Genomic DNA, 20,505 nt, shown 5'->3' with positions numbered 1-20,505 from the left:
CGGGCCCGGCCGCCGGCCGGGCGGGCCCCGAAGGGCCGGGGGCGTCGGACCGCCGTCCTCCCCCGGCGGTCCCCGGGAGCGGCGCTCCCGACCGCGGACCGGCCGACCGGGGCCCGAAGGACCCCCGGGGGCCAACGTGCCCGGGCACCCGCCGTGCCGGACCGTGCGGCACTCCGCGTGGCCCGCCCGACCCGGGATCACGACTCCGGAAAACACTTGCCAGGTTGGAAAGTGAATGCGATCCTGGAAACAGGTTCGACAACGGAGGTGGCACGTGCGACAGGACGAGGCACTGGACGCCCTCGAGCAGGCGGAGGCCCTCAGGGCCCGCATGCGCGGGCAGAGCGGCTGGTACGCGGTTTTCGGGGCGGGGTACGCGGCCATGAGCTGCGCCCTGATCCTGGCGCTGGGGCTGCTGCCCTCCCCCGAGGCGCTGCCGTGGACGATGGGGGCCTTCGCCGTGGTGCTGGCGCTGCTCCTCGCCTACGCGCTGACCCGTCCCGCACAGCCGCGCAACCTGGGGGTGCTGCACCTGGGCATGATGGGCGCCTGGACCGCCATCTACCTGGTGACCCTGCTGGTGGGGCTCAACGTCTTCCCCGGAGTGGTCGCCTGGTGGGTCTCGGGTGCACTGCTGAGCTGCGTTCCACCTCTGGCCGTCGCCTACGTGGCACTGCGGCAGAGCCGGAAACCACGATGAACCACCCGCGCAACCGCCTGGACGAGGTGATCCACTCCCCCGTGCGCTTCTCGGTGGTCGCCGCACTGGCCGCCGTGGACCGCGCCGAGTTCCGCCTGGTGCGGGACACGGTGGAGGTCAGCGACTCGGTGCTGTCCAAACAGGTCACCGTGCTGGAGAACGCCGGTTACGTGAAGGTGCAGAAGTTCACCGCGGGGCGACGCGCCCGGACCTCCCTGTCCCTGACCAGGGAGGGCCGGGCCGCCTTCGAGCGGCATGTGGCGGCGCTGCGCGAGATCGCCGCGGGGAGCGCCCTGGAATCCGCACCGGCCAGCGGTTCCGCGGACTGATCCCGCCCTCCCGCACAGCACGCGGCTGCACGGGAGACGGGAGGACAGCGCCGACGGGCGCGCGACGACCCCGCGGGCGGGGGAGACCGGCCGGTGCGCACCGCCGTCGGCCCGGGAGGGCGTCAGACGGCCGGAGCGGGCAGCGGCCCGGCGGGGGTGACCCGCGGAACGTGGACGACGGCGTCGAACCAGGTGGTCAGCGCTCCCCCCGAGATGTGGTGGTCGGCGTCCTCGGCCGGATCGTAGAACGGGCCCACCAGCCGCGTCCTCGTCCGGGCGTCGAGCAGGCGTGCGACCTGCGGGGGGCGCGGCCGCCGCAGGTCCAGGAGGTAGGCCGGGGCCCCTGTGGCCGCCTCGTCGAGGACGGCGTCGATCGAACCCTCGGCCGGTCCCGGCAGCTCCACCCCGATCGACCCCCGCCCCAGGGTCAGGCCGATCGACCGGTACCCCCGGCCCAGGCGGGCACGCAGGTGGCCGCCCATGTTCCGGTGCGTCTCCGGCGGCGAGGAGGGTGACACCGTGCGGGGGTCGCCGACCGCCGTGTGCGCGCTGCCGCCCCAGTACACGATCCGGTCGCCGGTGCGCTCCCGCCAGCGGGCCACGCCCTCGGCGAGCGAGAGCTCGATGGCCGCCAGTCCGCGCAGCGGGGCGGCGTGCTCCACGTCCGGCTCGGGATCCTCCAGGAACCGCACCGGGTCGCGGGGGTGGCGCAGGTTGTACTCCCGCATCCAGAGGACGAGGCCGAGGACCTCCGCCGTCCGCAGGAAGGGCCGCGCCCCGGCCAGGAGGGACCGGGGGTCCCCCTCACCGGTGGCGATGTAGGCGTCCAGCCCCAGCCGGGCCGGGTCGTCCCCCTCCAGCGCGACCGACCGGAAGCCCTCCTCCTCCACCAGGAGCCGCACGATGCGGTGCGCCGCCACCGCCTGCTCCCGGGTACCGCGTGCGGCGGTCCCCACGGCCACGACCTCGGCGCCGCGCACCATCGAGGCGAGGGGCCTCAGGTCCTCCAGTGGTTCCCCGGCCCCGTCTGCGGTCAGAGCGTGCGCGTGCTCGCGGATCCATTCGACCGTCGTCGACACCGACATCCGGATCTCCTTCGCTCCTGCTCGGCGGGCTGCTCCCGCCCCCTCGAAGACCCTGAAGCCTCAACTATGGTTCAGGTCAAGGCCTCCGGAGGACGAGCAGGTCGGGAGCGCCCGGGTTCGACGGCGGAGGGAAGTAAGGGCGGGCGCCGCCTCGAACCGCTCCGCCTCCTCGGCACCGGGCGGTGGCGGGCCGCCGCGGCCGGGTCCGGGTGGTCGGCGGCCGGGACCGCCGGACGGCCGCCGTACCGAGCCGCGCCACCACCCCCGCACCGCCCCCGCACCGGGCGCGGACCGGATCCGGGGAGGAGGCCCCGGGAGCCCCACAGCGGAGACCGCGCCGCTGAGGGCGCGGTGGGGCCGGGCTGCCTCCCGTTCGGCGGGCCCGCCCGGAATCCGGTCTCGCCCGCCCGCCCCTCTCCCCGCCCGCTCTCGGAGCCGTGACGGCGGTGGCGGAACGGAAGAGGCCCGCGCACCGGGGTGCGCGGGCCTGTGGAACGGGCGCCGGAGCAGGGACACCCGGACCCGGCCCCTCGGCGCGCCGTCCGCCCTCGTGAAAGGTACGCGCCGGGGGGACCACTCAGGCGGCCCGGCCCTCCGCCCCGGCGGGAGCCGAAGCCGTACGTACGGGCTCGGGGTCCTGTGCCGCGGCCGGTCCGGCGGTCGGCCCCCCGGCGGATCCGGCGGCGGACGGGGCGCTCTCGCCGGAGGCCGGCCCCTCCACCGAGGCCTCCGTGTCCTCCGCGTCGCCGCTCGGCGCGGTGCGGCCGGCCCTCTCGCGCACGGCCTCCGGGACGGCGGGCCTGCCGCTCCGCTCGCCGCGTGTGGCCCCGATTCCGGCGACGACCACCAGCGCCATGCCGACGATCTGGAGTGCGGCGGGCGCCTGGCCGATGACGACCAGGCCCATCACCAGGGCGACACCGGGCTCCATGCTGGAGAAAGTGCTGTACGCGGTGCGGGTCATCCGCTGCAGGGAGACCATCTCCAGTAGGAAGGGCACCATCGGGAACAGCAGTGCGATGAGCAGGGTGAACAGGACCAGTCCGGGGTCGGGCGCGGCGAACGCCCCCGGGGCGCCGAACGGCGCGGTCACCAGGGAGCCGACGCCCATGGTCAGGGCCAGCCCGTGGACGGCGCCGAACCCGGCACCCACCTTCTGGGTGAGGACGATGTAGAACACCACGCACACCGCGCCCGCCAGGGCGAAGCCCACGCCGACCAGGTCGAGCTCGCCCTCCCAGGGGCGGGTCAGGCAGAGCACCCCGGCGACCGCGGCGGCGATCCACACGAGTTCGCGGCGGCGGCGCATGGCGGCCACGGCCACGACGAGGGTGCCGAGGAACTCGATCGCCGTGGCGGTGCCGAGCTCGATCCGCGCCGTCGCCTCGGAGTAGAACATCATCATCCCCGCGCTCGCTGTGCCGAGGATCACCACGGAGGCGCGCTGGCGCCACGTCGCCTCGCGCACTGCCCGCCACAGGGAGCGACCGCCCAGGAGCAGCAGAAGAAGCGCCGCCCACGTCAGCCGCAGCCAGGTGACGGTGGCCGGACTCGCCTGGGCGAACGCGGTGACTGCCAGAGCGCTGCCGGTGTGCAGCGTGAACATGCCGATGAGCAGCATGACCGGCGCCGGTACCTGGAGGCGGGCACGGCGCAGCGAGGGAAGGAAGGAGCGGATCACCCGACCAATGTGAAACATGTTGTCTGTTTCTGTCCACGAACCGTTGGTTGATGAACCGTGTAGTTTCAGTGGATGGATTTCACCCGTTTGCGACTGCTCGTCGAGCTGGAGCGGCTGGGCACGATGGCCGCCGTCTCCGAGGTCACCGGCATGAGCACCTCCGCGGTCTCCAAACACCTCGCGGTCCTGGAACGGGAGGCGGGCGTCCCCCTCCTGGCCCCGGACGGGCGCCGGGTCCGGCTCACCCCGGCGGGGCGGCGCCTGGCCGAGCACGCGGTGGACATCCTGGCCCGGGTGGAGGCGGCACGGGCGGAGTTCGACGGCGACGGGGAGCCGGTGGGCCGGGTCGACCTGGTCATGTACACCAGCGCGGCGCCCGTGGTGCTGCCCGCGATCCGTCAGCTGCGGCACGACCACCCGGGGATCGACATCCACCTGACCGAGTACGAGTCGGAGCAGGCGCTCACCCTGCTGCAGAACGGCGGCGCGGACCTGGGGGTGGTGTACCAGTACAGTCTGCTCCCCCGGGATTTCCCGGGGTCGCTGACGGTGCACCCGATCGGCTCCGAGGGCCTGCTGCTGTCGCAGCCCTCGGCCGGCGCGGACAGCCGCACGCTGACCCGGCGGCGGCTGCGCGACCTCGCCGGCGCCGCCTGGATCGCCAGCCCCTACCGGGGCGACGAGGAGGCCCTGGTGCAGCGCATGTGCGCCGACGCCGGGTTCACGCCGCGGATCGTGCACCGCATCGACAACCTGGAGCTGTTCGAGGAGCTGGTCGCCGCCGGGGTGGGAGTGGGTGTCGTCCCGCGCCTGTCGGCGGTCACGCGGCGCGGGGTCGCCCACGCCCCGCTCGGCGAGCTGGGCGGGGTACGCCAGGTGTACCTGGCCGGGCGCACCGGCGGCTGGGCCTGGCGGCCGATCCGCCTGCTGGCGCGCTACCTGCACCGGGCCGCCGAGAACGTGCTCGACGACGTGCCGCCGCTGCCGGAAGCGCCCGACGCCCCGGCCTGAACCCGCCGGCCCGTACCCCTGGGCGGGGCGGGCGGGACCACCGGCCCCGGCGCCGGGCCCGCGCCGGGCAACGCCGCGGCCCGGGGAGGAGCCGCGGTCAGCCCGCGATGGCGAAGGGCCCCACCGAGGGCACCGGCACCTTGCTGGCGGCCTCGCGCACGGCGGTGAGCAGCGGTTCGGGGGTGGACCCGGCCCGCGACAGCGCGATGATGTGGCGCCGGGCGGTGTCGCGCACCCCGCGCACGACGGTGTGCGGGGTGTTCATGCCCGTCCAGGCCAGGCGCGGCATCAGGGCGATGCCCAGGCCCGCCTGGACCAGCGCGAACACGGCGCTGAAGTCGTCCACGGTGTGGACCACCCTCGGCTGGAACCCGGCCTGGCTGGTGGCGGCGGTGACGCACTCGTGCCAGGCCGTACCGGGCGCGGACATGATCCAGTCCTCCGCGGCCAGGTCCTCGGACAGGTGCAGGCCGTTGCGGGTGGCCAGCGGGTGCTGGTAGGGCAGGATCGCGTCGAACAGCTCGACCATCACCGAGTCGGCGCGGAAGTCGGGGTCCCCGCTGGCGGGCAGGTGCCCGGTGGACATGGTGAGCGCGACGTCGAGGCGGCCCGAGCGCACCATCTCGGCGCTCTGCTCGGGCTCGGCCTGGATCACCTCGAACGACCAGCCGGGGTGGCTGACCCGAAGCCGGGCCAGGGCGGGTGCGATGAGGTCGCTGATACCGGTGGAGAAGGAGCCGACGCGGATGACCCCGCGGTCCCCTTCGGCGTAGGCGGCCAGGTCGGCTCCGGCACGCTCCATCTCCGCGAAGATCGCGGGGGCGCGTTCGAGCAGGACCCGGGCGGCCCCGGTGAGCATGAAGCGGCGGCCCTGGCGTTCGACGAGGGGGACCCCGGGCTCCTTGGCCAGGGCGGCGAGCTGCTGGGAGACCGCCGACGGTGTGACGTTGAGCGCCTCGGCCGTCGCCGCCACCGTGTGGTGGTGCGCCAGGGCGTGGAGGAGCTGCAACCGCCGAACGTCGATCATGGCTTCCAATGTAGGCGAGCACGGACAGGTTTCCGGGTGATTTCCGACAGATCGCCCAGTCGAGAACAGTGATTCGCTGCACAACGTCCAGAAGCGCCCTCTCGCTCGACCTGCGAAGAAAAAATCAAACTTCTTCTTCTACCGTGACGTCGCTCGGCTCTTTCCACGTGTCACGTACGTTCCCGCAGATACCGGCACGTACAGTCAGGAGCACAGCTCAACCAAGGGCGCGCACACAGCGCGCTCCGGGGGATCAGCACCCAATGCTGGTGGAACGGGTGAGAAGAAAATGCAAACTTCGCTGATGACCAAACCTCGACCTGCCGACGTCGGCGTGCTCGGCTTCCGCTACCTGGGTGCTCACGAGGTCGAGGAACTCGCGGACCTGTGGGGCGCCCTCCACCAGCAGTACGCCCTGCGGGCCTCGCACCTGTCCGACATCATCAGCACCACGAGCATGGACGAGTCCTGGCGCCGCCGCCGCGCCCAGTACCTGGAGTGGCTGACCGATCCCGAGACCCTGGCGATCCTCGCCGAGAACGGCGACGACCCGGCCGGGTACGCGATGGTGACGCTGCGCGACAACCCGCAGGGGACCTGGGACCGCGGCGAACGCGTCGCGGTCGTGCAGACCTTCGCCATCGACCCGGAGTACGCGGGCACCCGCGTGGGCTCCAAGCTGCTGGAGGAGATCCGCCACCAGCTGGCCGCCATGGGCATCCGGGACATCGAGTTCTCCGCCCTGGCCACGGCCTCGGAGGACATCAGCTTCCTGGAGACGGAGGGCTTCCGCCCCTTCGTGACCACGATGGTCTGCCGCGTCGACGGGTTCGGCGCGCACGACTGACCCCGCTTCCGCGCATTCCCCGAACGCCTCCGCGCCCTGCCGCGCGGGGGCGTTCGCCGTGCGCGGGGCCCGCGGTGCCCCGGGCCCCCGCTCCCGGCCCGGTACCCGCCGGCGCGACCGGAACACCGCGCCGCCGCCGCGCCGCCCCGGCGGGGAGCGCCCGCCCCGGTCGTCGGACGGGCCCGCGACGCCCCGGTCCGCGACCGCCTCCCCTGCCGCGGACGGCCTTCCCCGGCACGGTGCCCGAACGGGCGTTATGGCAACTGGAATGGGTCACCTCGCGCGCACGGTTCTCTTACCGTCACGCCACTATCCCTCTCCGTCACCGATCGCCTAGCGTTCTTCGCGTCGCCCGGGACCGCCAGGGAACCGGAGACACCAGAGGAAGGACCCCCCGTGAAGAAGGCCGCCTACCGCATCGCCGCCAAGCTGCGCCTCATCGACGCCGAGCGCCTGACCCGCCCCTACATCTACTACTAGACCGGCGCGACCGGGCCCGTGCCGCCCCCCGGGCGGCACGGGCCCGACCCGGGAAAGGACCTGATGGCGGCCCCCTCCTCCCTCCCCTCCGCTCCCCCGGGCCCCCGGGGCGGGCGCTCCTCGTCCAACGCCGCCGACTACGCGGTGGACCCCCTGGGCTTCCTGACCGCGGCCGCCCGCGAGTTCGGCGACGTCGTCTCCCTCACCCCCGCCAACGTTCTGCTGTCCCACCCCGACGACGTGGGCCGGGTCCTGCTGGACCGCGAGGGGAGGGTCGCCAAGATCGGCGCGGCCACCCGGCGCGGCCCCATGGGGTTCCCGCTCGCCATGATGAACAGCGAGGGCGCCGAGTGGGAGCGCAAACGGGCCCGGCTGCGCCCGGCCCTGCGCAGCGACCGGCTCGACGGGCTGGAACACTCCGCCCGTGAGGGCGTGGCCCGCCTCGTGGACACCTGGCACGAGGGCCTGGAGGTCGACGTCCACGACGAGATGTCCCGGCTGGCGATGAGCGTGGGCGCCGTGCACCTCGCCGGGCGCCCCCTGGGCGAACGCGGCGAGACCCTGGTCCGGGCCGTGGCCGCGATCATGCGCCTGACCTCCGCCCCGCGCCTGCCGATGTGGCTGCCCACCCGGACCAACCGCGGCCTGCGCCGGTCACTGCGCGACTTCGACACCACCCTCAGGGCCCTGATCGCCGAGCACCCCGCGGGGGAGGACGGCCACGCCCTGGGCCGGCTGCTGGCCGACGACCCGCCCTTCGACGAGGTCCGCGACGAGCTGGCCACCCTGCTGATGTCGGGGTACGAGACCACCGCCAATGCGCTGACCTGGCTCCTGCACGCCCTGGGCGGCCGCCCCGAGGCGGTGGAGCGGATGACCGGGCCGGAGTTCGCGGCGGCCGCGGCCAAGGAGGCGATGCGGCTGTACCCCCCGGCGTGGGTGATCAGCCGGGAGACCGTACGGACCCTGGAGGTGGGCGGGTACGCCCTGCCCGCCGGCACCACCCTGGGGCTGAGCCAGTGGGTCGTCCACCGCGACGAGCGGTGGTTCCCCGACCCGGAGGCCTTCCGCCCCGAGCGCTGGCTGGACGGCGGGCGCCCCGGGCACCGGCACGCCTACTTCCCGTTCGGCGCCGGTCCACGCGGCTGCGCGGGCGCGTCCATGGCCCTGCGCGAGGTGGAGGTCATCGCGGCCTCGCTGTGCTCGCGGGTCCGGCTGGAGCCGGTGCGCCCCGATCAGGCGCGTCCCCGACCGGCCCTGGCGCTGCAACCGGTCGGGGTGCGGGCGCTGGTCCGGTTCCGCGGATGAGTGGCGGCGTCCTCGAAGGCGGCGGCTCCCGCCTTCCCTCTTCCGGTGTCCGCGTGCCCGTTGCGTCACCCCGGACTCCGCCGTCGCCGCCGGGCGGCTTCGCTCCGACGTGCCCGCCGACGCGATGGTCGACCTCTTCTACGCGCCGATCCACCACCGGCACTTCCTGGGTTCCGGCGGCGAGGCGGTCGGGCGCAGCCCCGCCCTCGTCCAGGACGTCCTGCTCGGACTGCGGCCCCGGCCGGACGCGAGGTGACCGAGCGCCCCGACCGCTATGCGGCGGGGCGAGGTGCTCTCAGGGGCCGGTGCGGGTCGGGCGGACGGCGCACGGGAGGCCCGGGGCAGGCGACGGGGGCGAGCCGTTCCGCGGCCGTCGGCGCTGAGGCCGCTCAGGGGCGCTCGGCGCCGACCATCAGGAAGGGGACCGCGACGAAGAGCCGCCCCTCCTCGGAGCGGGTCCGCTGCTCCCCCGTCCACGACCGGAGCCGCTCCCCGTCGATCGCCCCGGAACGCTCCGCGGTCTCGGCGAACCCGGTGAGCATGTCCAGTACCTCCGCGTCGGTGAACACCGCGATCCGGCCCTCGGCCCCGATACCGGTGAACCCGGCCTCCGCCAGCAGCGCCCGCTGCCGCCGCGGGGCGCGGGGGTCGGGCATGGTGTCGGCGTAGGCGGCGATGATCCGCCGGGTCGTGTCGGGGTCGTCGGAGTCGACCATGTAGGCGTCCCAGTCCTGGCCGAGCAGGACGATGCGGCCGCCCGGGGCGAGCACCCGGCGGGCCTCGGCGAGGGCGCGCGCCGGGTCGTCGAGCGAGTGGTAGACCTTCTCGGCGCGGTAACCGCGCACGGATCCGTCGGGCAGGGGCAGCCGGTAGGCGTCACCGTGGCGGAACGCCGTCCCGGGGTGGGCCGCCCGGGCGGCGTCGATCATGGCGGGGTCCGAGTCCACGCCGACGGCGCGCATCCCCGCCGCGGCGAGTTCGGCGGTGGCCCGGCCGCCGCCACAGCCGACGTCCACCACGGTGTCCCCGGGCCGGACGCGCAGGAACGCGCGGGCCCGGTCCCGCAGGGTGCGGGCCTCGGCCAGATGGGAGAAGCGGTCCAGGCGTTCGAGGAGGCGCTGGGTGTCGGTGCCGTCACGGGGAGAGAGTGGCATGGGTGCATTGTCCGTCGGTCCGCGGGCGCGGGCAAGGACGGGGCGCGGACCGGGAGGTTCCGGTCCGGGCGCGACACACCTCCGCGCGGGCGGGTCCGGAAACGCTACGCTCGCCTGCGTGGCGACCTCCGACTCCAACACCTGCAACTTCCCCGGCTGCGACCGCCCGGTGCCCCGGGCCTCCTCCCCCGGGCGGCCTCCCCAGTACTGCGACCTGCCCGAGCACACCCGCTGGCGGGCCTGGAAGGAGCGCCAGCGCCAGGCCCAGGAGTCCGAGCGGCAGGAGGCCGAGGCGCGGGCCGCCCGGGAGCCCGCCGCCGCGGCCGCCGCGGGGTTCGCCTCGGCCGAGCCGGTGACGGCGGCCCGGCTGCGCGCCGACGACCTGCTGACCCGGTTCGCGGTGCAGAGCGAACAGCTCACCGAGACGCTGCGAGCGGCCACCGAGGCGTTCACGACGATGACCGACCCGGCCGCGGCCGAGGCCCAGGTGGAGGCGGCCCGCCTGGCGGGGGCCCGGCACGCCGCCGAGGCCGACGCGGCACGGCTGGAGGCGGAGAACCGCCGCCGCGAGGCGGAGTCGGCCCGCCGGTCGGCGGAGGAGGCGGCCGCCTCCGCGGTGGCCGCGACCGCCGAGGCCGAGCAGATGGCCGAGGAGGCGCTGGCCCGCCGGGACGAGGCCGAGGCCGCGCGGGAGGAGGCCGAACGGGAGGCGCAGGCCGCCCGGGTGGAGCGCGACGCCGCCGTGGCGGAGGCCAACGCCGGACTGGCCGACGCCGAGCGCCGTCTGGCCGAGCAGCGCGAGGAGGCCGGGCGCGAGCGCGCCGACGCCGCCCGGCGTCTGCAGCACGCGCACGCCGAGGCCGAGGGGCTGCGGGCGGAGACCGCCGAGCACGTCCGCAGGCGCGACGAGGCCCTGGCCGCCGCCCGCGGCGAGCGGGAGCGGGCCGAGCACGCCGAGGCGCGCGTACGCCGGGCGGAGGAGGCGCTGACCGCCGAGCGTGAGCGCTCCAAGGCCGAACTCGACCGGATCGAGCGGGCGCTGGAGGCCGAGCGCGCGGCGGCGGTCGCCGAGCGTGAGCGGCTCACCGCCGAACTGGAACGCTCGGTGGCCGAGCGGGACCGCCTGGCCGAGGAGCTGGCGGCGCAGCGGCGCGGGGCCGAGCTCACCCTGGCCGAGTCCCGCGAGGCCGCGGCCGCCCGCCTGGCCCTGGCCGAGGAGGCCCGGGACCGTGCCCTGGAACGCGCCGAGCGCGCCGAGGCCGAACGCGACGAGGCCCTGGCCCGCCCCGCCGAGACCACCCCTTCCCAGGGCTGACCGTACGCCGTCCGCTGCGGCGTCCACCGTGACCCGGCCCCGCGGGGTCCTGGGCCCGTGCGCCGGGGCCGCCCCGGCCGGTCGGCCGGCCTCGCTCCCGGGCCGGCGGTGCCTCCCACGGGGCCCGAAGACCCCCGGTGCCCCGCGCGGGCGGGCGCCCGTGCGGGGTCCGGGCATGAGGTGTTCCGGCCGGTCCACGTGCATGCGGACGGGCGGGGCCTCCGCGGCCGGGCCGCCTCCCCCGGCCGCACCGGAGTGGCCGAGAACACCCCGGGCCGCCCGGACCGCCGACACGGCGGCGTCGGCGCAGATCAGCGTGCGGGCGGATCCGCGCGGCCGCGGCCGGGACGCGCGGAGGGTGGCCGAGGCCACCGGCGCGGAACCGAACCCGGATCCCGAAGCAACGCGTCCTCTGGGGCATGAGTACCGATTCGTCCCGGTCTAGGATGGGGCACGTGCGAGATCTGGGAACCACGGGCGATACCGGACCCCTCGACGTGGGCGACCCCTCGCATCCGGGACCCCGGCGCGTCGCCGTCGGTGAGCGCCCCCGGCCGCGAGTGGACCTGCGCGCGGTCTTCGGGCTGGAGTCGGGCTCCTGGGCGTGGACCACCGCGACGCAGGCCGCCATCGCCATGAGCGTCTCCTTCGCGCTGGCCGCGTGGCTGTTCGGCGCCCAGGTCGCCACCCTGGCGGCGATGGGCTCCATGACGGTCCTGTACGAGAAGAAGACCCCCTACGTGTACCGCGCCGCCGCCCTGGCCCTGGTCGGGCTGGGGTTCGTGATCAGCGTGTCCCTGGGCTCGCTGGCCTCGGCGCTGTCGCCGTGGGCGGCGGTGGTCTCCATCGGGCTGACCGCGGGGCTGGCCACCTGGGTGTGCGCGGCCTGGCGGGTGGACAAGCCCGGGCCCATGTTCTTCGTCCTGGTGGGCGCGATCTCGACCATCGTGCCCGGCGGCCTCGCCGACATCCCGCTGCACGCGGCCATCGCCGCGTTCGGCGCCGCGGTGGGCTGGGCGGTGTCCATGTCGGGCGCCTTCGTCCGGGCCCGCCAGCCCGAGCGCCAGGCGGTCGCCGGGGCCTACCGCAAGCTCGCGGTGCTGCTGCGGGCGGTGGGCACCCCCGAACTCGACCACGCCCAGCACGACGCCTCGGTGGCGGTCGCCGACGCGTGGCGGCTGGTGCTGCTGGCGCAGACCCGCGGCTACCGCACCAGCGACGAGGCGGCGCGGCTGCGCTCCCTGCTGCGCTGGGTCTCCGACATCCACCTGGTCACCACACAGGTGTGCATGGCCCGCCCCACACCGCTGCCGCCCGGGGCCGCCGAGTTCGCCGAGCGGATGGCCGCCGCGGTCGCCGCCCCGGACAAGGCGCCCGACCCGGCCGACCTGGACGGGCTGCGGCGGGGTATGCGCCCCCGTTCCCTGGAGGCGCGCCTGTACGGGCTGATGGCGCGGGCCGCCACGGCCGAGCGCCGCGACGCGGGCGTACCGGACGACGAACGCGCCCGGAACCTGCACGACGAGCGCTATCCGGCGCTGTGGGGCGCCCTGCGCTCCAGCCTCAGCCAGGACTCGCTGATCCGCCCCACCGCCCTGCGCATGTGGATCACCGTGACGGCGGCGGGCGTGCTGGCCATGGCGGTGGGGCTGGAGAACTCCTACTGGGTGGGCATCACCACCACGGCCGTCCTCCAGGGCGGCAACGTGGTGCTGACCCTCAACCGGTCGGTGCAGCGGTCACTGGGCACCCTCATCGGCGTGGTCATCGGAGCGCTGCTCATCGCCGCCCACCCGCCGCTGGCCGGGGTCATCCTGCTGGCGGGGCTGTTCCAGGGCGCCGCGCAGCTGGTGATCGGCCGCAACTTCTTCTACGCCTCGGTCCTGCTCACCCCCATGGCGCTGCTGCTGTCGTACACGGCGGCCCCGCACCCCATCACCGAGCTGGCCGAGACCCGCATCATCGACACCGTGGTGGGATCCCTGGTGGGCCTGGCCGGGGCGATGCTGCTGTGGCGGGGCGCGTCGGCGACACGGCTGCCGCAGTCGATCGTCGGGGTCCTGGAGGAGGCCCGCCGCTGCATGGCCGCGGTGCTGGACCAGGACACGGCGATCGACGGACAGCTCCGCTACGAGCTGCGGCGGGACATGCGGGCCGCGCTGGTGAGCCTGCGGGGGGTGTACGAGAGCGCCATCGGCGACGTCCCGCGAGCCGCCTCCACCCGGCCGCTGTGGCCGGTGGTGGTGGCCACCCAGCGCACGGGGTACCTGGCGCTGTCGGCGCTGGCCCTGGAGAACCCCGAGCCGGTGGGGGCGATCACCCTTCAGCGCGTGGACCTGGCGTTCCGCGAGCTGATCTCGGCGATGGAGGAGCGGCGCACCCCGCGGATGGGCGCACTGCCCCGGCTGCCCGCCTACCCGCGGATCAACATGGAGCTGCGCGCCCTGTCCACGGCCATGGCGGGTGCGGTCGCCCAGGACGAGCGGACGGCGCGGCTGGAGGCCGAGAAGCGGGCCGAGCTGGAGCGGCGCCGGGCCCAGAAGGACCTCCACGCCGACCTGTGAGGGGGACGGCCGCCGCGAGCCGCGGCGGCCGCCCCGACAGGAGCGGGGCCGGGGTTCAGTCGACCAGCGCGAACGCGCGGACGGGGAAGGCGGCCAGACCGCGCACCTTGGCGGGAACGGCGAAGAACCGGAAGCCCTCGGCGGGGAGCCCGTCGAGCAGGCACAGGTGGGAGACCACGGGAACACCCGCCGCCAGCAGGACGGCCAGGGCCGGGCGGGCTCCCTCGGAGGCCGGGGAGGTGTCGTCCACGCCCACCGAGTCGATGCCGACCAGGACGGCCCCGGCATCGACGAGGGCCTTGGCGGCGGCCTCGGTCAGGTGGGGGTGGTCGTGGTCGCCGTAGGCCTCGGTGCGCCAGCGGCTGTCCCAGCCGGTGCGCACCAGCACGGCCCTGCCGCGCAGGTCCAGGCCGGAGAACGCCTCCGGGCCGATCCGGTGGGAGCCGGCGGCGTCGACGACCGTGCCGGGCAGGTCGGCCACCCGGTCCAGGTCGAGGTCGGCCAGGTCGGCTCCGTCGCGGTAGCGGTGGGCGGGCATCTCCAGGTAGGTGCCGGTGGCTCCGGCCATGGTGACCCTGCCGCCGTCACCGTGCCCGCTTCCCCGGGCGGCCGGACCCTCGGTGATCCGCGGCAGGGGGAGGCCGGGGAGAGTGGTCATCCCGTCGGTGATCTGGTGGCTGACGTCGACCGGTTTGGACATGGCTGTTTCCTCGCTTCACGAGCGTGTCCGGTGCACGACCCCCGACCTGCGCCAGAGGTCTAGACCATGAGCGTAGCGCGTGTGACCCGGACCACCGTCTCGCTGTTCCGGGATCCGGGGAGGAGCCCCTGCCCCGCCCCCGACCCACCTCGGCCCGGCCGTCCGCTCCACGGGCCCGATAAGGTCATGGGGCGCAGGTGGCGGTGGCTCCGTGGAGACCGCCCCGCCACCGCGGATTCGCACCACGCACGGAGAAGGGTCCACTTCATGGTGTCACTGTACGGAGCGGCCAAGGCCGTCGTCGCGCCCGCGACCCGCATGATGTGGCCCGTGAAGGCCGAGGGCGCCCACCACGTGCCCCGCACCGGCGGGCTGATCCTGGCCGCCAACCACCTGGCGCTCATCGACCCCCTGTTCATCGGCGTCGCCTGTCCGCGGCCGGTGCGGTTCATCGCCAAGCAGGAGCTGTTCGACGAGGGCACCCTGCCGCGCCGGGCGTTCACGCGGGTCCTGCGCGGACTCGGCCAGCTCTCGGTGGACCGCCGACCGGGGCAGAGCGCCCAGGAGGCCATGGACAACAGCCTCGGGGTGCTGGAGCGCGGCGAGGTCTTCGGCATCTTCCCCGAGGGCACCCGCTCCCCGGACGGCCGTCTGTACAAGGGACAGACCGGGCTGGCCTGGCTGGCGCTGACGACCGGTGTCCCGGTGGTGCCCGTGGCGCTGGCCGGGACGGAGCGGATCCTTCCGCCCGGGCGGAGGGTCCCCTCGCTCAACAGGGTGGGCGTGCGCTTCGGCGAACCCGTGGACCTGTCACCGTGGAAGGGACGGGCCGACAAGGCCCGGCCCCGGCGGGAGGCCACCGACGCCATCATGGAGGCGATCGCCAAGCTGTCCGGCCAGGAGCGGGTCGCCCGCTACGCGGCCTCGGTCAAGGCGGAGCTGGGGCAGGGCGACCCCCGCGGGTGACTTTCGCCACAGCGAACTCGGGGCTGATCCGCCCTTGAGAACGCGTTGACCCTTGCTGGAGGGGCGCGGAACGCCGCCTTCGGGCACGCCGCGACCCCCGCCCCATCTGGGATGCCGGGATCGCGGAGGGCGCCGGAGCGCCGCCCCGGGCCGGATCGGGCCCCGGAGACGAGGGCGGAATTCCCCACCAGTATAGTGGGAATTACCGGTGTCGACACCGGATAGATTAGGCAAGCCTTACCTTTAGATGGCGTCCGACCCTGGCGCGAAGACTTGGAGCTGTGCGATGACGCGACCCCTGCGAGTGGGAATCGTTGGTGCCGGTCCGGCGGGAATCTACGCCGCCGACCTGCTCACCAAGGACGAGACCCTGTCCGCGTGCGGCACGTCCGTCAGCATCGACATCCTCGACAAGCTGCCCTCCCCCTACGGCCTGGTCCGCTACGGCGTCGCCCCGGACCACCCCCGGATCAAGCAGATCCAGGGAGCCCTCCACAAGATCCTCGACAAGCCCGAGATCACCTTCTACGGCAACGTCGAGTACGGCCGGGACCTCAAACTGGAGGACCTGCGCAGGCACTACGACGCGGTCATCTTCTCCACCGGCAGCGACCGCGACCGGCCCCTGGACATCCCCGGCATCGACCTGCCGGGCAGCCACGGCGCCGCCGACTTCGTCTTCTGGTACGACTCCCACCCCGACGTCTCGCCGTCCTGGCACGTCGAGGGCACCAGCGTCGCCGTGATCGGCGCGGGCAACGTCGCCGTCGACGTGGCCCGCATCCTCGCCAAGAACGCCGACGACCTGCTCGAGACCGACATCACCGACAACGTGTACGAGGGCCTGCGCGCCAAGCAGATCACCGACGTGCACGTCTTCGCCCGCCGCGGCATCGCCCAGTGCAAGGCCACCCCCATGGAGCTGCGCGAGCTCGACAAGCAGCCGGGGGTCGAGGTCGTCGTCTATCCCGAGGACTTCGAGATGGACGAGGGCAGCCTCCAGGCGTGCGAGGACTCCAACCAGATCAAGACCAACGTCAAGGTGCTCCAGAACTGGGCGCTGCGCGACCCGCGCGGCGAGGCCGTCCGCCTGCACCTGCACTTCCTGCACTCCCCGGTGGCGGTGCTCGGCGAGGACCGGGTCACCGGTTTCCGCACCGAGCGCATGGAGCTCACCGGCGACGGCAACGTCAGGGGCACCGGTGAGTACGTGGACCACGAGGTCCAGGCCGTCTACCGGGCCATCGGCTACCTGGGCTCGCCCCTGACCGACCTGCCCTTCGACGAGGAGCACGGCGTCGTCCCCAACCGCGGGGGCCGGGTCCTGGACCTGGACGAGAACCACATCCCCGGTGTCTACGCCACCGGCTGGATCAAGCGCGGCCCGGTCGGCCTGATCGGCCACACCAAGGGCGACGCCCTGGAGACCGTCACCAACCTGGTCTCCGACCGCGAGTCGTTCACCCCGGCCGCCGAGCCGGACCCGGTCGCCTTCCGGGCCCTGCTGGAGGAGCGCGGCGTGGAGTACACGACGTGGGAGGGCTGGAAGCGCATCGAGGCCCGCGAGGAGGAGCTGGGGGCGGCCCGCGGCCGCAAGCGCCTCAAGCTGCTCACCCGCGAGGAGCAGACCACGGTCGCGCGTCAGGGCTGACCCCGCGCGAACGTCCCGGCCGGCCCCGCGCCCCTCTGCGGGGCCGGCACCTTATTCCCTCCCGGAGTGCCTGCCCCACCGTGAGATTGTGCATGCGACTCACCCGGGGGACATGGAACAGCGGCCGGGTTCCATGGGTTAGAGTCACTGTTGGTCGGTGTGGTAGCAAGTGTCCCCCGGGCCTCAACCATTGCCTTCGCGGAATACCGCGCGCGGCCCCCGCGAGGGGTGACCGTGCGGTCCGGAGCCCCGTTGTGCCCCGCGCCGAGAGGCGACCGCCACGCCGACCGTCATCCTCGTGCCCCGCTCCCACCGAGGTGGGAGCGGGGCATCTTGGTATTCTCCCCGAAACACGACGAAGGACGGTCAGGCGTGGACGAACGGTCCCCCCGGCAACCGGATTCCTCCGGGCCGCCCGAGGAGTCGGGCGGCACCCCGACCCGAGGAGTGCGCCCGGACAACCCCTATCGCATCCCCCGACGGCCCGCGGCCCCGGACGGGGCCGCCGCCGACGGCACCTCCGACCGTCCCGAGGCCTGGGACACCCCCTACCCCGCCGCGCAGGGGCCCACCGGCGCGTGGAACGCCCCGCAGCCCCACGAGGCCCCTCCCGCGGACACCTGGAAGGACTGGGAGACCCCGGACCGGCCCGCCGAGGCGCCCGGCCCGGACCGGTCCCCCGAGGACGTGCGACCGGGCGGCACCGCGGACCCGGACGGCCCCCGGCCGACCGACGACGCGTGGAACCGGCCGCCCCGCGACACCCGGGACGGCGGTGACCCGCAGCAGACCGCCGCGGCGTGGGACGTGCGGCCCGGCGACGCCCCCCGGGGCGCGCACAGCGCTCCCCCGCGCGGCACCGGGGCGTGGGACGCCCCCGCGGACGACGCCCCGACATGGGACGAACAGCCGCACGGAGCCCACCGGGGCGCCGACCCGGACGCCGAGGGCGCACCCGTGTGGGGTGAGCAGCCCGCGGACACCGCCGGGGCGGACGCCCGGGAGGGCGCGCACAGCGGACCGCAGCCGATCGGGGCGTGGGACGCACAGCCCGGTGACGCCCGCGGAACGGGTGGGGCCAGGAGCGCGCACAGCGGACCGCAGGAGACCGGCACCGCGTGGAGCGAACCGCAGGGCGACACCTGGGTCGGCGGTGACCGGGGGGACTCCTGGAACCCCGCGCCCCGGACCGCCGATGGCACCTGGAACGAACAGCCCGGCGGCGCCCGCCCGGCCGATGACGCCTGGGACGGGCGTCCCGACGCCGCCCACCAGGGACCCGGAACGGGCGGCGACGACTGGGGGACCCCCAGCGGGCCGTCGGCGACCGAGGCCACCTGGAACGGGCGGCCCGACGCCGCGTGGGACGAACCGCAGGGCGACACCTGGAGCGGCGGCGGCCGGGGCGGTTCGTGGAGCGCAACGCCCCAGCCGCCCGAAGCCGCCCGGGGCGAACGGCCCGGCGAAGCCCCCGGGGCGAACGACGCCCGGGGCGACGGCGTCCGGGCCCCTGCCGCGTGGGACGGGCAGCCCCACGGAACCCGCCAGGGGCCCGAAGCGGCCCACGACGCCCGGGGCGCGCACAGCGGACCCCAGGACCCCGGTTCGGGGTGGGACGAGCGGCCCCACGAAGCCCACCGGGGCCCGGACGCCGACGGCTGGGGCTCGCAGGACGATCCCCGGCGGGGCCCCGCGGCCTGGAACGCCTCCGGTGGCGCCGACGACGCGTACGGGGAAACCCCCCGGGGCGGCGGGCGGCCCGGAGCGCCCGGATACGAGGACGAGTGGAGCGGCCCGCAACAGGGCGCCGGAGGCTGGGACTCGGGCGACGGCCGCGGCGGCCCCCCGCAGGGCCCCGGCGGGCCCCGCGACGGCTGGGACGACTGGGACGGGGAGCCCCGGGACGGGGAGCCCGCGCCCCCGGGCGGCTTCGAGTACCTCTACAACGACGGCGCACCCGCACCACAGGAGCCGCCCCGACCGCCGGAGCGCAAGTCCCGGCGCGGACTGGTCATCGGCGTCGTCTCCGCCGTGGTGGTGCTGGCGCTGATCGGCGGCGGCGTCTCCTGGTACGTGCTCACCCTCCCCCAGCCGGAGGAGGCCACCTCCGAGTACGAGGCGGCCTGGGAGGCACAGGACTACGAGCGCATGGCCGCCGTCACCACCGGTGGCGACCCCGCCGAGGTCCTCGGCGGCATCGCCACCGGGATCGGCGTGGAGAGCGTCGACGTCACCGTCGACGAACCCGCCACCGACGGCGACACCGGCACCGCCTCCTACGAGGTGTCCGTCGCCCTGTCCAACGCCGGCGACTGGGGCTGGGAGGGCGAACTCCCGCTGGTCCGGCAGGACGGCGAGTGGCTGGTGGAGTTCTCACCCGAGGTAGCCTTCCCCGGCCTGGCCGAGGGCCAGATCCTGGCCCGGACCGCGGTGTGGGGTGAGCGGGGACAGATCCTGGCCGCCGACGGCACCCGCCTGGACACCCCGGACATCTCCGGTTCGCTGCAGATGATCGTCGGCGCGATGGGAGAGGCCACCGAGGAGGACGTCGAGCGGCTGGGTCCGGCCTACCGGGTCGGCGACACCGTCGGCACCAGCGGCCTGCAGCGCACCTACGAGGAGCGACTGGCCGGGCAGGCCGCCACCACCATCGTCAAGGTGGACGCCGGCACCGAGGCCGACGCCGTGGAGGCGACCGAGGAGAACACGGTCGCCAGCCTGGACGGCGCCCCCGGTGAGAACGTGGTCACCAGCATCGACATGGCGGTGCAGAACGCGGCCGCCGACGCCATCATCGACTCCGACGATCCGGCGGCGATGGTGGCGATCCGCCCGTCCACCGGTGAGATCCTGGCGGCGGTGAACGTCCCCGGCGGGTTCAACCGCGCCTTCGAGGGCCGCTACCCGCCCGGCTCGACGTTCAAGGTCGTCAGCTACAACGCGCTGCTCGACGGCGGCATGACCATGGACAGTCCGTTCGACTGCCCCAAGGAGTACAACCCGGGCGGCTGGGAGTTCACGAACGCGGGCGGTGCCGAGTACGGCTCGCAGACGATGACCCAGGCGTTCGCGACCTCCTGCAACACCGCACTGGTCCGGGCGGCGGTCGACAACATCGACGCGAACGCCCTGCTGACCAGCGCCGAGCTGTTCGGGATGAACGCCGCACTGAGCATCGGCGTGCCGACGTTCGAGCCGGTCTACCCGATCTCCGAGGGCGCCGTCATGCTGGGTGCCCAGGCGATCGGCCAGGGCCAGGTCGAGACCTCGCCGCTGCACATGGCCACGGTCCCGGCCGCGGTCGCCGACGGCACCTGGCGGCCCCCGCTGCTGGTGACCGAGCCGGCCGCCGAGGAGCTTCCCGAGCCCCGGCCGATCCCCAACGCGGAGGCCCTGCGCACGATGATGCGCGCGGTCATCACCGAGGGCACCGCCGAGAGCCTGCCCTTCCAGGGCGAGGTGTACGGCAAGACCGGCACGGCCGAGTTCGGCACGGCCGAGGGCGAGGACGAGGAGCTGCCCAGCCACGCCTGGATGATCGGCTTCAAGGGCGACGTCGCGTTCGCCGTGGTGGTGGAGGGCGGCGGTGGCGGTTCGTCCGTCGCCGGTCCGATCGCCGCGGAGTTCACGAACGCGCTGTGACACCCCCGGGCGGTGGGCGGTTCGGGCCGCCCACCGCCCGCGGCG

At 74.9% G+C, this 20,505-nt stretch carries 17 protein-coding genes; 12 read left to right on the top strand and 5 right to left on the bottom strand.

The annotated features are described in order from the left end of the window. Positions 1 to 274: 274 nt before the first annotated feature. The gene (locus ACSUPR_RS27850; protein WP_436887858.1) at positions 275 to 700 is read left to right on the top strand and encodes a hypothetical protein; all 426 of its coding nucleotides are present in this window, start codon (positions 275 to 277) and stop codon (positions 698 to 700) included. Continuing rightward, positions 697 to 1,029, top strand: a complete 333-nt coding sequence (locus ACSUPR_RS27845; protein ID WP_436887856.1) for a winged helix-turn-helix domain-containing protein — start codon at positions 697 to 699, stop codon at positions 1,027 to 1,029. The genes ACSUPR_RS27850 and ACSUPR_RS27845 overlap by 4 nt, the downstream gene beginning before the upstream one ends. Positions 1,030 to 1,151: 122 nt before the next feature. Here the strand turns inward: ACSUPR_RS27845 and ACSUPR_RS27840 are convergent, their stop codons facing one another. Both ACSUPR_RS27840 and ACSUPR_RS27835 read right to left on the bottom strand, forming a co-directional pair. Next, positions 1,152 to 2,114, bottom strand: a complete 963-nt coding sequence (locus ACSUPR_RS27840; protein ID WP_436887854.1) for an erythromycin esterase family protein — start codon at positions 2,112 to 2,114, stop codon at positions 1,152 to 1,154. Positions 2,115 to 2,691: 577 nt separating this feature from the next. Continuing rightward, positions 2,692 to 3,795 (bottom strand): EamA family transporter, encoded by a 1,104-nt coding sequence (locus ACSUPR_RS27835; protein ID WP_436887852.1) that lies wholly within the window; start codon positions 3,793 to 3,795, stop codon positions 2,692 to 2,694. A 72-nt stretch (positions 3,796 to 3,867) separates the two neighbouring features. On the opposite strand from ACSUPR_RS27835, the gene ACSUPR_RS27830 reads away from it, so the two are divergent. Then, entirely contained in the window at positions 3,868 to 4,806 is a 939-nt protein-coding gene (locus ACSUPR_RS27830; protein ID WP_436887850.1) for a LysR family transcriptional regulator, read from the top strand. A 97-nt stretch (positions 4,807 to 4,903) separates the two neighbouring features. Here the strand turns inward: ACSUPR_RS27830 and ACSUPR_RS27825 are convergent, their stop codons facing one another. After that, positions 4,904 to 5,833, bottom strand: a complete 930-nt coding sequence (locus ACSUPR_RS27825; RefSeq protein ID WP_436887849.1) for a LysR family transcriptional regulator — start codon at positions 5,831 to 5,833, stop codon at positions 4,904 to 4,906. Positions 5,834 to 6,137: 304 nt separating this feature from the next. On the opposite strand from ACSUPR_RS27825, the gene ACSUPR_RS27820 reads away from it, so the two are divergent. From ACSUPR_RS27820 to ACSUPR_RS27805, 4 genes are all read left to right on the top strand, one after another. Beyond that, positions 6,138 to 6,680 carry an N-acetyltransferase family protein gene (locus ACSUPR_RS27820; protein WP_436887847.1) on the top strand — a complete coding sequence of 181 codons (543 nt, stop codon included), beginning with the start codon at positions 6,138 to 6,140 and terminating at the stop codon, positions 6,678 to 6,680. Between the two features lie 396 nt (positions 6,681 to 7,076). Continuing rightward, on the top strand, positions 7,077 to 7,160 hold the full coding sequence (locus ACSUPR_RS27815) for a cittilin family RiPP precursor (RefSeq protein ID WP_436892169.1): 84 nt from the start codon (positions 7,077 to 7,079) through the stop codon (positions 7,158 to 7,160). 63 nt (positions 7,161 to 7,223) lie between these two features. Continuing rightward, positions 7,224 to 8,468 (top strand): cytochrome P450, encoded by a 1,245-nt coding sequence (locus ACSUPR_RS27810; protein WP_436887845.1) that lies wholly within the window; start codon positions 7,224 to 7,226, stop codon positions 8,466 to 8,468. Positions 8,469 to 8,577: 109 nt separating this feature from the next. Then, positions 8,578 to 8,724 (top strand): hypothetical protein, encoded by a 147-nt coding sequence (locus ACSUPR_RS27805; protein ID WP_436887843.1) that lies wholly within the window; start codon positions 8,578 to 8,580, stop codon positions 8,722 to 8,724. Positions 8,725 to 8,857: 133 nt separating this feature from the next. On the opposite strand, the gene ACSUPR_RS27800 is transcribed toward ACSUPR_RS27805, so the two are convergent. Next, positions 8,858 to 9,622, bottom strand: a complete 765-nt coding sequence (locus ACSUPR_RS27800; protein ID WP_436887841.1) for a methyltransferase domain-containing protein — start codon at positions 9,620 to 9,622, stop codon at positions 8,858 to 8,860. A 118-nt stretch (positions 9,623 to 9,740) separates the two neighbouring features. On the opposite strand from ACSUPR_RS27800, the gene ACSUPR_RS27795 reads away from it, so the two are divergent. Next, on the top strand, positions 9,741 to 10,937 hold the full coding sequence (locus ACSUPR_RS27795; protein WP_436887839.1) for a hypothetical protein: 1,197 nt from the start codon (positions 9,741 to 9,743) through the stop codon (positions 10,935 to 10,937). Positions 10,938 to 11,383: 446 nt separating this feature from the next. Then, positions 11,384 to 13,501 (top strand): FUSC family protein, encoded by a 2,118-nt coding sequence (locus ACSUPR_RS27790; protein WP_436887837.1) that lies wholly within the window; start codon positions 11,384 to 11,386, stop codon positions 13,499 to 13,501. Positions 13,502 to 13,556: 55 nt separating this feature from the next. Here the strand turns inward: ACSUPR_RS27790 and ACSUPR_RS27785 are convergent, their stop codons facing one another. Continuing rightward, on the bottom strand, positions 13,557 to 14,201 hold the full coding sequence (locus ACSUPR_RS27785; RefSeq protein WP_436887834.1) for a cyclase family protein: 645 nt from the start codon (positions 14,199 to 14,201) through the stop codon (positions 13,557 to 13,559). Between the two features lie 270 nt (positions 14,202 to 14,471). On the opposite strand from ACSUPR_RS27785, the gene ACSUPR_RS27780 reads away from it, so the two are divergent. The 3 genes from ACSUPR_RS27780 to ACSUPR_RS27770 all read left to right on the top strand — a co-directional run bounded on the left by ACSUPR_RS27780 (position 14,472) and on the right by ACSUPR_RS27770 (position 20,460). Beyond that, a complete protein-coding gene (locus ACSUPR_RS27780; protein WP_436892168.1) occupies positions 14,472 to 15,167 on the top strand; it encodes a lysophospholipid acyltransferase family protein in 696 nt (231 codons plus the stop codon). A 304-nt stretch (positions 15,168 to 15,471) separates the two neighbouring features. Further along, positions 15,472 to 16,818 carry an FAD-dependent oxidoreductase gene (locus ACSUPR_RS27775; RefSeq protein ID WP_436892167.1) on the top strand — a complete coding sequence of 449 codons (1,347 nt, stop codon included), beginning with the start codon at positions 15,472 to 15,474 and terminating at the stop codon, positions 16,816 to 16,818. 372 nt (positions 16,819 to 17,190) lie between these two features. Further along, a complete protein-coding gene (locus ACSUPR_RS27770) occupies positions 17,191 to 20,460 on the top strand; it encodes a penicillin-binding transpeptidase domain-containing protein (RefSeq protein ID WP_436887832.1) in 3,270 nt (1,089 codons plus the stop codon). The last annotated feature ends 45 nt before the right edge of the window (positions 20,461 to 20,505 follow it).

This window comes from Nocardiopsis dassonvillei, assembly GCF_964273065.1.
In the GTDB taxonomy this organism is placed as follows: domain Bacteria; phylum Actinomycetota; class Actinomycetes; order Streptosporangiales; family Streptosporangiaceae; genus Nocardiopsis; species Nocardiopsis dassonvillei_B.
The sequence above is the reverse complement of the archived record's forward strand: the minus strand, read 5'-3'. Positions and strand labels throughout refer to the sequence as shown.